This is a genomic window from Sphingomonas sp. SUN019, from assembly GCF_024758705.1.
Classification (GTDB): Bacteria; Pseudomonadota; Alphaproteobacteria; order Sphingomonadales; family Sphingomonadaceae; genus Sphingomonas.
Map to the genome: position 1 here is coordinate 2204543 of NZ_CP096971.1, position 12500 is coordinate 2217042.

The 12500-nt window shown below is 65.8% G+C and carries 8 protein-coding genes and 1 tRNA gene; 6 read left to right on the plus strand and 3 right to left on the minus strand.

The window, feature by feature from the left end:
- Positions 1–100: 100 nt before the first annotated feature.
- Both M0208_RS10560 and M0208_RS10565 read right to left on the minus strand, forming a co-directional pair.
- Positions 101–235 carry a hypothetical protein gene (locus M0208_RS10560; RefSeq protein WP_258891661.1) on the minus strand — a complete coding sequence of 45 codons (135 nt, stop codon included), beginning with the start codon at positions 233–235 and terminating at the stop codon, positions 101–103.
- Positions 236–593: 358 nt separating this feature from the next.
- A tRNA-Leu gene (locus tag M0208_RS10565) sits at positions 594–680 on the minus strand.
- 118 nt (positions 681–798) lie between these two features.
- Here M0208_RS10565 and M0208_RS10570 point away from each other — a divergent pair.
- The 6 genes from M0208_RS10570 to M0208_RS10595 all read left to right on the plus strand — a co-directional run bounded on the left by M0208_RS10570 (position 799) and on the right by M0208_RS10595 (position 9751).
- A complete protein-coding gene (locus M0208_RS10570) occupies positions 799–1731 on the plus strand; it encodes a complex I NDUFA9 subunit family protein (RefSeq protein ID WP_258891662.1) in 933 nt (310 codons plus the stop codon).
- Between the two features lie 40 nt (positions 1732–1771).
- A complete protein-coding gene (locus M0208_RS10575; protein WP_258891663.1) occupies positions 1772–2572 on the plus strand; it encodes an undecaprenyl-diphosphate phosphatase in 801 nt (266 codons plus the stop codon).
- 155 nt (positions 2573–2727) lie between these two features.
- Positions 2728–4164, plus strand: coding sequence for an NAD(P)-dependent oxidoreductase (locus tag M0208_RS10580; protein WP_258891664.1), 1437 nt, complete (start codon positions 2728–2730; stop codon positions 4162–4164).
- Complete coding sequence (gene gltB / locus M0208_RS10585) at positions 4161–8666, plus strand: glutamate synthase large subunit (protein ID WP_258891665.1); 4506 nt, start codon at positions 4161–4163, stop codon at positions 8664–8666. Before M0208_RS10580 ends, gltB begins: the two co-directional genes overlap by 4 nt.
- A gap of 42 nt (positions 8667–8708) precedes the next feature.
- Positions 8709–9380, plus strand: coding sequence for a glutathione S-transferase family protein (locus M0208_RS10590; protein WP_258891666.1), 672 nt, complete (start codon positions 8709–8711; stop codon positions 9378–9380).
- Positions 9380–9751, plus strand: coding sequence for a tRNA-binding protein (locus M0208_RS10595; protein ID WP_258891667.1), 372 nt, complete (start codon positions 9380–9382; stop codon positions 9749–9751). Before M0208_RS10590 ends, M0208_RS10595 begins: the two co-directional genes overlap by 1 nt.
- A gap of 144 nt (positions 9752–9895) precedes the next feature.
- Here the strand turns inward: M0208_RS10595 and pepN are convergent, their stop codons facing one another.
- Positions 9896–12493, minus strand: a complete 2598-nt coding sequence (gene pepN / locus M0208_RS10600) for an aminopeptidase N (protein ID WP_258891668.1) — start codon at positions 12491–12493, stop codon at positions 9896–9898.
- Positions 12494–12500: the final 7 nt, after the last annotated feature.

A 12500-nucleotide genomic window follows, 5' to 3' on the forward strand; every position in this document is an offset into this window, starting at 1 on the left:
AACGCTCGCCCGCGGAGAATGTTCAGCGGGACCGCTTGTGGACGCGCAATCCTGAAGGCGCTGGAAAGCGTCTAAGGCCGGCTCGTTGCTTACTCGTTGCTTAATGGCCGTAGCGCTTGATCCCCTGACGACGCAGCTTTTCGCGTCGGCGCCGTACCCACAATCGCGCCATCAACGGCAGGCCCAGAACCGTAATGAGCGCGATTATGCCGTAGGCGATGACCTCCCGATCCATGGCGTATATAACTCCCTTATACGATCTCAATAATCGCATTGCATCATGCGATTCTATCCGTCGCGCCGTGACCAATGCGAAAATATGCCTATTAGCATCGGCCATTCATAGCCCGCGCGAGGCACAATCGCCTAGTCAGGCGCTTATCCCGCTTATTGATCGGATCGGAAGGCGAAGCCCTCGCGTCGCGGCAATGCGCACGCGAGATCGACGCAACGGGGCCGCTTCGCCAATCACCGCGACGGCGAGTGTCCGGTCGGTGACGGGCAATCATCCCATAGCAGTTTGTTGTAGCAAACGCTTTCTGGAGATCGTCTCCGCGACGATTTCGCTGTGTTCTCAATAGGATGAGAACAAATGGTGCCCAGAAGAGGACTCGAACCTCCACGGCCTTGCGACCGCCAGCACCTGAAGCTGGTGCGTCTACCAATTCCGCCATCTGGGCACGGGGAGCTATAAGCTCGCGGTAGGGGCGGGCCTCTAGGGGACGGTGAGCGGCCTTGTCAACAGCCGCGCACGGGGGGTAGGGCGCGGGCTTTCCGGTACGTGAGAGTTTGAAGCGCATGAAGGACAGGCTGGTCACGCTGGTCGGCGGCGGGGGGTTCCTTGGCCGGTACGTCGCGCAGGCGTTGCTGCAGGCGGGTGCACGGGTGCGCGTGGCGCAGCGCGATCCGCGGCAGGCATGGTTCCTGAAGACGCAGGGCGGGCTGGGCCAGACGCAGTTCGTCGCCGCCGACGTGACCCGTCCCGAAACGATCGCCAACGCGGTCGCGGGGGCGGATGCGGTGGTCAATCTGGTCGGCGCGTTTGCGGGCGATCTGACCCGCATTCATGTCGACGGCGCGCGCAGCATTGCGGATGCGGCGGCCAAGGCCGGCGCCGGCGCCGTGGTGCATATCTCCGCAATCGGGGCGGATGCCGCCTCTTCGTCCCGCTATGGCCGCACCAAGGGCGAAGGCGAAGCCGCGGTTCGCACGGCGTTTCCGCGGGCGACGATTCTGCGACCGTCGACGGTGTTCGGGCGCGAGGATCAGTTCGTCAATCGCTTCGCGGGCATGATCGCGAAGCTGCCTGCGGTGCCCGTATTGCGGCCGGGCGCGAAGTTTCAGCCGGTGTTCGTCGGCGACGTGGCCGACGCGACGGTCGCCGCGCTGCGTGATCCCGACGCGTTCGGCGGCCGCACGTTCGAGCTTGGCGGGCCGGAGGTACTGACGATGATCGCGTTGCACCGCTGGATCGCGCAGGCGATCGGGCGCTGTCCGTCGTTGATCGAACTTCCCGATCTCGCGGGTTCGGTGCTGGCCTCGCTCGGCTTCCTGCCCGGCGCGCCGCTGTCGGCGGACCAATGGAAGATGCTGCAGCACGATTCGGTGGTCGCCGATGGCGCGGACGGGCTGTCGGCGCTGGGCGTCACCCCTACCCCACTCGGCGCAGTCGCACCGGGATGGCTGGTGCGCTATCGCAAAAACGGACGCTTCGCCGACGCGCGCGCCTGATTTCCCTACGTCGATCCATCGGCTACAATAGAAAGACGATATGAGCGATCTGTTGACCGCCATCATCCTGGGCATCGTCGAGGGCGTCACCGAATTCCTCCCGGTGTCATCGACCGGGCATCTGATCCTGGCGACCGAATTGCTCGGCTACGACGCATCGCGCTGGTCGGTGTTCAACATCGCGATCCAGCCCGGCGCGATCCTGGCGATCGTCGTGCTGTACTGGCGGACCTTTCTTGCGGTCGGCAAGGGATTGCTGAAATGGGATCCCAATTCGGTGGCGTTCGTGCGCAACCTGTTGCTCGCGTTCTTCCCCGCGGTCGTGCTGGGGCTGGCGTTCGGGGATCAGATCGACGCGTTGCTGGAGAATGCAGTCGTCGTCGCCTGGGCGCTGATCGTCGGCGGCGTGGCGATCCTGATCGTCGAGCGGCTGGCGAAGACGGAGAACGTGCTGGGCATCGCGGGCGTTTCGGTCGCGCAGTCGGTGAAGATCGGGCTGGTGCAATGTCTGGCGATGGTGCCCGGGGTCAGCCGGTCGGGCGCGACGATCATGGGTGCGATGTCGTTCGGGATCGACCGGCGCACGGCGGCGGACTTCAGCTTTTTTCTCGCGCTGCCGACGCTGACCGGGGCGACGGCGCTACAGTTGTACAAGCACCGCGCCGATGTGACGTCGGGCGACATCGAGCTGATCGCGGTCGGCTTCGTCGTGTCGTTCGTCGTGGCGCTCGCGGTCGTGAAGGCGTTCCTGGCGGTCGTGACCCGATACGGCTTTGGTCCGTTCGCCTGGTACCGGATCGTGGCGGGTGCAGCGGCGCTGGTGTGGCTGAATGGGCGTTAGGTCCGTATCGGCCTTTTTGTAGGAAGCTGACTGGGCCGCGGGGGAATCACGTAGCAAATGCGAGAATTATAGGGCAGCATAGCTGTCTATTAAGTCGATTATTGCGTGACTCACGCGTTTTTTGATGCCATCGGCGCTTGTGCAGGAGGCGTTTGATGGCCGGTGACATGTTGCGATTCGTCGAGCGGGGGCAGGCCTATCCGGCCAAGCGCGACGCCGACGCGCGCGCGGAAGACTTTCGCGAGATCGCCGATCGCTATGCCGTGCAGAGCGCCGAGGACCAGGCCGGGCGCTGTTCGCAATGCGGCGTGCCGTACTGCTCGGTCCACTGTCCGCTACACAACCATATCCCCGACTGGCTCCGGCTGACCGCAGAGGGGCGGCTGCGCGAGGCGTATGAGCTGTCCAACGCGACCTCCACCATGCCCGAGATCTGCGGAAGGATTTGTCCGCAGGACCGGTTGTGCGAGGGCAATTGCGTGATCGAGTTCAGCGGGCACGGCGCGGTCACGATCGGATCGGTCGAGAAATTCATCACCGATACGGCGTGGGAAGAGGGTTGGGTCGAGCCGCTGGTGGCGGGACCGGCCCGCGGGCAGTCGGTCGGCGTAATCGGCGCGGGGCCGGCCGGACTATCTGCCGCGGAGTATCTGCGCGGGTTCGGCTATGAGGTGCATATCTACGACCGGCACGATCGTGCAGGCGGGCTGCTGACCTATGGCATTCCCGGCTTCAAGCTGGAGAAGCCGGTAGTGATGCGCCGCGTCGACCGGTTGAAGGCGGGCGGGATCGTGTTTCACGAAGGCTTTGCGGTCGGCGAGGACGCGACGCTCGACCAGTTGCGCCAGCGCCACGACGCGCTGCTGATCGCGACCGGCGTGTACAAGGCCCGCGCGATCGACGTGCCGGGCGGCGCGGCGCAGGGCGTGGTCGCGGCGCTGGATTATCTCACCGCATCGAACCGCAAGGGGTTCGGCGACGACGTGCCCGCGTTCGAGGACGGCAGCCTCAACGCGGAGGGCAGACACGTCGTCGTGATCGGCGGCGGGGACACCGCGATGGACTGTGTCCGCACCGCGGTCCGGCAGGGCGCGACATCGGTGAAGTGTCTCTACCGCCGCGACCGTGCGAACATGCCGGGGTCGCAGCGCGAGGTGGGTCACGCGGAGGAGGAAGGCGTCGAGTTCGTCTGGCTCTCCGCCCCGCATTCCTTCCAAGGTGACGCCATCACCGGCGTGAAGGCGAACCGGATGCGGCTCGGCAGCCCCGATGCGAGCGGCCGCCGCGCGCCGGAGGTCGATCCGGGCGCGACACTGGACCTGCCCGCCGATCTGGTCATCAAGGCGCTGGGCTTCGACGCGGAAGATCTTCCCAACCTGTTCGGCGCGCCCGAACTCGGCACGACGCGCTGGGGCACGGTCCTGGTCGACGGCAAGACGCTGATGACCAGCCTCGACGGCGTATTCGCGGCGGGCGACATCGTCCGCGGCGCGAGCCTGGTGGTATGGGCGATCCGTGACGGGCGCGACGTGGCGACGTCGATGCACAAGTATCTGAAGGCGAAGGCGGCAAGCGAGAGGCAAGCAGCATGATCGACCAGCGCGCCTATCTCGCCGAGCACGGCATGTACCGCCCCGACATGGAATCCGACGCGTGCGGCGTCGGGCTGGTCGCGGCGACCGATGGGCGGCCATCGCGGCGCGTGGTGCAGTCGGCGATCGATGCGCTGAAGGCGGTATGGCACCGCGGTGCGGTGGATGCCGATGGCAAGACCGGCGACGGCGCCGGGTTGCACGTCGACCTGCCGATCCGCTTCTTCGATGATGCGATCGCGGCGGGCGGGCATAAGGTGCTGCCGAACCGGCTGGCGGTGGGGCAGATATTCCTGCCGCGCACCGATCTGCAGGCGCAGGAAAGCTGCCGCACGATCGTCGAATCCGCGATCATCGAGGCGGGCTATTCGATCTATGGCTGGCGGCAGGTGCCGGTCGACGTGTCGGTGATCGGGCAGAAGGCGCAGGCAACGCGGCCCGAGATCGAGCAGATCATGATCGCCGGGCCGCTGCCGGATGAGGTCGACGCGGCGGAGTTCGAGAAGAACCTGTACCTCGTCCGCCGCCGGATTGAGAAGCGCGTGATCGCGGCGCAGATCCAGGGCTTCTATGTCTGCAGCCTGTCGTGTCGCTCTATCATCTACAAGGGCCTGTTCCTCGCTGAGAGCCTGTCGGTCTTCTACCCCGACCTGACCGACAAGCGCTTCGAATCGCGCGTCGCGATCTTCCATCAGCGGTATTCGACCAACACATTTCCGCAATGGTGGCTGGCGCAGCCGTTCCGCTGCCTGGCGCACAATGGCGAGATCAACACGATCCGCGGCAACAAGAACTGGATGCTGAGCCATGAAATCCGCATGGCGTCGATCGCGTTCGGCGAGCATTCGGAGGACATCAAGCCGGTGATCCCGGCGGGCGCATCCGACACTGCTGCGCTGGACGCGACGTTCGAGGCGATCTGCCGTTCCGGCCGCGATGCGCCGACCGCCAAGCTGATGCTGGTGCCCGAAGCCGCGGCCGACGACATGGTTCCGGCGCATTCGGCGATGTACCAGTACCTCGCGTCGGTGATGGAGCCGTGGGACGGCCCCGCTGCACTCGCGATGACCGACGGGCGCTGGGCGGTGGCGGGGATGGACCGCAACGCGCTGCGGCCGCTGCGCTACACGCTGACCGCCGATGGCTTGCTGATCGTGGGATCGGAGAGCGGCATGGTCGTCGTTCCCGAAAGCACGATCGTCGCCAAGGGGCGGCTGGGGCCGGGGCAGATGATCGCGGTCGATCTGCACGAGGGCAAGCTGTACCAGGATCGCGCGATCAAGGATCGGATCGCGGCCGAGCAGGACTACGCCGCGATGATCGGCGGTTTCTCCACGCTCTACGATCTGCCCCCTGCCCCGGCCGACAGCACCACGCGCTTCGCCCGCGCCGACCTCGCCCGGCGGCAGGTCGCGGCGGGACAGACGCTGGAGGACATGGAGCTGATCCTGTCGCCGATGGTCGAAACCGCGAAGGAAGCGATCGGATCGATGGGCGACGATACGCCGCTCGCGGTTATCAGCGACAAACCACGCCTGATCAGCCAATTTTTCCGGCAGAATTTCAGCCAGGTGACCAACCCGCCGATCGATTCCCTGCGCGAACGCTACGTGATGTCGCTGAAGACGCGCTTCGGGAATCTGGCCAACATCCTCGACACCGAGGACAGTCGCGAACGCGTGCTCGTGCTCGATTCGCCGGTGCTGACCAGCACGCACTGGGCGCGGCTAAAGGCGTATTTCGGGGGCGCGGCGGCGGAAATCGACTGCACGTTCGAAACGGGTGGTGGACCGGAACGGCTCCGCGCCGCGATCCAGCGCATCCGCAACCAGGCCGAACAGGCGGTGCGCGAGGGCAAGAGCGAACTGTTCTTGACCGACGAGGGGATCGGGCCGGAGCGGGTCGGGATCGCGGGCGTACTGGCGGCGGCGGCGGTGCACACCCACCTCGTCCGGCGCGGGCTGCGCAGTTACGCCAGCATCAACGTCCGCACGGCAGAGTGCCTCGACACGCATTATTATGCGGTGCTGATCGGGGTCGGCGCGACGACGGTGAACGCGTATCTGGCCGAGGCCGCGATCGCCGACCGGCAGGCGCGCGGGTTGTTCGGCGACCTGTCGCTGGAGGAGTGCCTGAAGCGGCACCGCAAGGCGGTCGAGGAAGGCCTGCTGAAGATCATGTCGAAGATGGGGATCGCGGTGATCTCCAGCTATCGCGGCGGGTATAATTTCGAGGCGGTCGGACTGTCGCGGAGCCTCGTCAACGACCTGTTTCCTGGGATGCCCGCGAAGATCAGCGGCGAGGGCTATCATTCGCTCCACGTCAACGCGACCGAGCGTCACGAGGCTGCTTATGACGAAGCGGTGGTGAACCTGCCGATCGGCGGCTTCTACCGCCAGCGTCACACCGGAGAGGCGCACGCTTATTCCGCGCCGCTGATGCATTTGCTGCAGACCGCGGTCGCGACCGACAGTTATTCGTCCTACCTGCAGTTCTCGCGCGGGGTGGCCGATCTGCCGCCGGTCTATCTGCGCGACCTGTTGCAGTTCAACTTTCCGGCCGAAGGCGTGGCGGTCGATCAGGTCGAGCCGATCACCGAAATCCGCAAGCGGTTCGTCACGCCCGGCATGAGCCTCGGCGCGCTAAGCCCTGAAGCCCACGAGACGCTGGCGATCGCGATGAACCGGATCGGCGCGAAGGCGGTGTCGGGCGAGGGCGGCGAGGACAAATCGCGCTATCAACCCTATGCCAATGGCGACAACGCAAATTCGGTCATCAAGCAGATCGCGAGCGGACGGTTCGGCGTCACCGCGGAATATCTGAACGCCTGCGACGAGATCGAGATCAAGGTCGCGCAAGGGGCGAAGCCTGGCGAGGGCGGGCAATTGCCCGGTTTCAAAGTGACCGAGTTCATCGCGAAGTTGCGCCACGCGACTCCGGGCGTGACGCTCATCTCGCCACCACCACATCACGACATCTATTCGATCGAAGACCTCGCGCAGCTGATCTACGACCTGAAGCAGATCAATCCGCGTGCGCGCGTATGCGTGAAACTGGTGTCGTCGGCGGGCATCGGCACCGTGGCTGCGGGCGTGGCAAAGGCGCACGCCGACGTCATCCTCGTCTCGGGCAACGTCGGCGGGACCGGCGCTTCACCGCAGACCAGCATCAAATATGCCGGCACCCCGTGGGAAATGGGCCTGTCCGAGGTTAATCAGGTGCTGACGCTGAACGGACTGCGCGGGCGGATCAAGCTACGCACCGACGGCGGGCTGCGTGTCGGGCGCGATATCGTGATCGCGGCGATCCTGGGGGCGGAGGAGTTCGGGATCGGCACGCTTAGCCTGGTCGCGATGGGCTGCATCATGGTGCGGCAGTGCCACAGCAACACATGCCCGGTGGGTGTATGTACGCAGGACGAACGGCTGCGCGACAAGTTCGTCGGCACGCCGGAAAAGGTCATCAATCTGATGACCTTCATCGCCGAGGAAGTGCGCGACATCCTCGCCCGGCTCGGCGTGCGCAGCCTGGACGAGATCATCGGGCGGACCGAACTTCTGCGGCAGGTCAGCCGCGGGGCGGAACATCTCGACGACCTCGACCTGAACCCGATCCTTGCGAAGGTCGATGCGGCGGACGATCAGCGCCGCTTCAGCCTGACGACGTTCCGCAACGAAGTACCCGACAGTCTCGATGCGCAGATCATCAAGGACGCCGCTGCGGTGTTCAGCCGCGGCGAGAAGATGCAGCTGACGTACAGCGTGCGCAACACGCACCGCGCGGTCGGCACGCGGCTGTCGAGCGAGATCACGCGCAAGTTCGGGATGTCGACGCTGGCGGACGATCACGTCACGATCCGCCTGCGCGGCGCAGCGGGGCAGAGTCTGGGCGCGTTCCTGTGCAAGGGCGTGACGCTGGAGGTATTCGGCGACGCCAACGATTATGTCGGCAAGGGACTATCCGGAGGCACGATCGTCGTGCGGCCGGCGGTCAGCAGCCCGCTCGCCAGCCAGGACAATACGATCATCGGCAACACCGTGCTGTACGGCGCGACCGCTGGACGGTTGTTCGCGGCGGGCCAGGCGGGCGAACGCTTTGCCGTGCGCAATTCGGGCGCGACCGTGGTGGTCGAAGGCTGCGGCGCGAACGGCTGCGAATATATGACCGGCGGCGTCGCGGTGGTGCTGGGCGCGGTCGGGGCGAATTTCGGGGCGGGGATGACCGGCGGGATGGCGTTCGTTTATGACCCTGAAGGTCAGTTCGCGCGCCGCGCCAACCCCGAGAGCATCGTCTGGCAACGGCTCGATTCGCTGCACTGGGCGAGCGTGCTGCAGAATCTGGTGCGCGATCACGTCGCCGCGACCGACAGCAAATGGGCGCGCGGGCTGCTGGAGGATTGGGACCGCGTCGCGGGCGATTTCTGGCAGGTGGTGCCAAGGGAAATGCTCGAACGCCTCCCACATCCGCTGTCGGACGAAGTGGCGATGGTCGCGGCCGAATAGACGGGCTTTCACCGAATCGCGCAGCCGCCTAACACCGGCGGCATGTGGCAGCTTTACCAATTCACGCTTTGTCCCTTCACGCGGAAGGTCCGCACCCTGCTGGGGGAAAAGGACGTCGGCTATGAGCTGGTGAAGGAGATGCCGTGGGATCGGCGCGACGAGTTCGTCGACATGAATCCTACGGGGCAGACGCCGGTGATGGTCGATCCCGAACGCAGTACGCTGTTGATCGATTCGATGGCGATCTGCGAATATTTCGAAGAGACGATCGACAAGGCCGCGATGATCAACGGCACCGCGACGAACCGCGCCGAGATCCGGCGGCTGGTGGCGTGGTTCGATACGCAATTTTATCGCGACGTGACGGGGCCGCTGCTCGACGAGCGGATGGTGAAGCGGATCGTCCACCGCACGACGCCCAATTCGGCGCGGCTGCGCGAGGCGATGAAGTCGTCGATCGCGCACCTCGACTACATCGATTTCCTGCTCGACCACCGCAAATGGATGGCGGGCGCGACGATCAGCCTGGCCGACCTGGCCGCGGCGGCGCAGATTTCGGTCGCGGACTATCTCGGCGGGATCGACTGGACCGGGCATACCCATGCGAAGGCCTGGTATGGCGCGTTCAAGAGCCGGCGCAGTTTCCGCCCGTTGCTTGCCGAACGGATGAGCGGGATCGAGCCGCCGAGCTATTACGAGAATCCGGACTTCTGATGCACGCCGAGCATGACGCCACCGCGCCGTCCGCGCCCGAGATTACCTTCGACGATTTCCTGAAGGTCGACATCCGCGTCGGCACGATCGTTTCCGCCGAGCCGTTTCCGAAGGCGCGCAAGCCCGCCTATGTCCTGACGATCGATTTCGGTCCCGCGATCGGGGTCAAAAGATCATCGGCGCAGATCACCGAGCATTATTCGCCGGAGGCGCTGGTCGGGCGGCAGGTGGCGGCCGTGGTCAACTTCCCGCCGCGCCAGATCGGGCCGATGATGAGCGAGGTGCTGACGCTGGGCTTCCCGGATGCGGCGGGGAAGGTCGTGCTGGTAACCCCGAGCGAGCGCGTGCCCGATGGCGGGCGGTTGTTTTAAGCACCTTCTGAAATCCTCCCCTTCAAGGGGAGGTGGCAGCGCGAAGCGCTGACGGAGGGGTGTCCGCCTCTCGATAGCGCGACACCCCTTCGGCGCTACGCGCCACCTCCCCTTGCAGGGGAGGATTGGGTCATCAAAACCTGCCTACCCCTCCAGACTCTTGCTCGCCTGTTCCAGCACGTCCTTCGAGATGCCGGGCACCGCGACGATCCGCTCCAGCACCGCGCGCATCAGCCCGGCGCGTGTCGCGTCGAATCGCTTCCACCGCCCGAGCGGCGGGAGCAGCTTCGCGGCGGTCTGCGGGTTCAGCTTGTCCAGCGCGATCAGTTGGTCGGCGAGAAAGCGATAACCCGCCCCGCCTGCCGCGTGGAACGCGCGCTGGTTGACCGAGAATGCGCCGATCAGCGACCGCGCGCGATTGGGGTTCGCCAGCGTGAAGTCGGGATGTTCGGCCAGCAACGCGACCGCCTGCGGCGTATCGTCGCGCGCCGACAGCGCCTGCGTCTGGAACCATTTGTCGAGCACCAGCCCGTTGTCGGCGTAGCGGTTGTAGAAGATGTCGAGCGCCGCCTCGCGCTCGGCATCGTCGCCGTTCGCCAGCGTCGTCAGCGCCGCCTGCCGGTCGGTCATGTTGTCGGCGCGCTCGAACTGGCGGAACGCGAGCGTCGCCGCATCCTCCGCGCCGCTCGCCGCGATATAGCCCAAAGCGACGCTGCGCAGCCGCCGCAGGCCCTTCGCTTGCGGCGAATAGGTGTAAGGCGCGTCGCCCGCCAAATCGTAGGCCGTACGCCATTGACCGGCGAGCGAACGGCCCAAATCGCGCCGCAACGCCTCTCGCGCGGCGAAGATCGCGTCGGGATCGACCACGCTAAGCTGGTCGCCGATAAAGCTTTCCGACGGCAGCAGCACCGCCTCCGCCACGAACGCGCGGTCCAGACCTTCGTTGGCAAGCGTATCAGCGACCGCATCGATCACCGCCCGGTGATCGGCCTGCCCTTCGATCGTCGCGGCGACCAATGTGTCGAGCATCAGCTGCTGCATCGCCTCATAGCGCGCGAAGGGGTCGTCGTCGTGCCTCGCCAGAAACGCGAGGTCGGCCGCGGTGCGGTCGCTTTCCACCACCACCGGCGCGGAAAAGCCGCGGTTGATCGACAGGATCGGGCGTTCGGCGACGGTTTCGAACGTCACGCTCTCGCTGGTTTCGTCGAGCAGGATCAGCTGCTCGTCGGTGAGCGGCGCGCCCGTCTCCGCGCCGAACAGTCGCAGTTTCAGCGGAAGCACCATTGGCGATTTCGACGGTTGGCCCGGCGTGGCGGGGACGTGCTGCGCGAGACGCAGCGTCGCACGGCCGCTGCCGGCATGATGCTCCAGCGTCGCGGAGACGCGCGGCGTGCCAGCCTGGGTATACCACAATCGAAATTGCGAGAGGTCGACGTCGCCCGCTTCCTCCATGCACGCGACATAATCCTCGCACGTCGCCGCGGTCCCGTCGAAGCGGTCGAAATAAAGGTCGGTCGCAGCGCGGAATTTCAACGGGCCGAGGATCGTCGCCATCATGCGGATCAGCTCGGCGCCCTTGTTATAGATCGTGGCGGTGTAGAAATTGCTGATCTCGATATAGCTCTCGGGGCGCACCGGATGCGCGAGCGGCCCGGCGTCCTCGGGGAATTGGGCCGCGCGCAGCCCCCGCACGTCCTCGATCCGCTTCACCGCGGCGCTGCCCTGATCGGCGGAAAAGCCCTGGTCGCGATAGACCGTGAAGCCTTCCTTCAACGACAATTGGAACCAGTCGCGGCAGGTGACACGGTTGCCCGACCAATTGTGAAAATATTCGTGCGCGACGACCGCGGCGATGGCGTCGAAATCGTAATCGGTCGCGGTGTCGGGATCGGCCAGGATGTAGCGGCTGTTGAAGATGTTCAGCCCCTTGTTCTCCATCGCGCCGAAATTGAAATCGTCGACCGCGACGATGTTGAACACGTCCAGGTCATATTCGCGGCCATAGACGCGCTCGTCCCACGCCATCGACGTCTTCAGCGCGTCGAGCGCGTGCGCGGTCTTCGGCAGATCCTGTTCGCGCACCCAGATGCCGAGCTGCACCTCACGCCCCGATCGCGTGACAAACGTGCCGCGATTGACCGCCAGATCGCCCGCCACCAGCGCGAACAGGTACGATGGCTTGGGGAACGGATCGTGCCATTCGGCCCAGTGGAGTCCGCCATCCAGATCGCCCGCGCCGACCGGATCTCCGTTCGCCAGCAGCACCGGATAGCGCGCCTTGTCGGCGGTCATCGTCACGCGGTAGCGGCTGAGCACGTCGGGGCGATCGGGGAAATAGGTGATCCGCCGGAACCCCTCCGCCTCGCACTGCGTGCACAGATTCCCGCCCGAGGCGTACAGCCCCATCAATTGCGTGTTGCGATCGGGCGCGATCTCCACCTCGGTCTCGACAACATGCGCCGCGCCGGACAGTGGGACGACGAGCTGCTCGCCCTCGATCCGCCAGTCGTTCACCGCGACCCCGTCGACGCTCACCGACAGCGGCTGCTGCCCCGCGCCGTCGAGCCTGAGGGGTGCGTCGTGCGCGCCGTTCCGCCGCACGTCGAGCCGCGCCTTCACCCGCGTCGCGCCCGCGTCGAGCGCGAAATCGAGCGCGATTTCGGGCACCATCCAGTCGGGCGGCGCATATTCCTCGCGGCGCGTGACGTGGGGGCTGGCGAAGGCTGCGTGGGCGTCGATCATCAGGGAG

Coding starts and splice junctions, on each gene's coding strand:
- M0208_RS10560 (WP_258891661.1), bottom strand. CDS start 235: ATGGATCGGGAGGTCATCGCCTACGGCATAATCGCGCTCATTACGGTT.
- M0208_RS10570 (WP_258891662.1), top strand. CDS start 799: ATGAAGGACAGGCTGGTCACGCTGGTCGGCGGCGGGGGGTTCCTTGGC.
- M0208_RS10575 (WP_258891663.1), top strand. CDS start 1,772: ATGAGCGATCTGTTGACCGCCATCATCCTGGGCATCGTCGAGGGCGTC.
- M0208_RS10580 (WP_258891664.1), top strand. CDS start 2,728: ATGGCCGGTGACATGTTGCGATTCGTCGAGCGGGGGCAGGCCTATCCG.
- gltB (WP_258891665.1), top strand. CDS start 4,161: ATGATCGACCAGCGCGCCTATCTCGCCGAGCACGGCATGTACCGCCCC.
- M0208_RS10590 (WP_258891666.1), top strand. CDS start 8,709: ATGTGGCAGCTTTACCAATTCACGCTTTGTCCCTTCACGCGGAAGGTC.
- M0208_RS10595 (WP_258891667.1), top strand. CDS start 9,380: ATGCACGCCGAGCATGACGCCACCGCGCCGTCCGCGCCCGAGATTACC.
- pepN (WP_258891668.1), bottom strand. CDS start 12,493: ATGATCGACGCCCACGCAGCCTTCGCCAGCCCCCACGTCACGCGCCGC.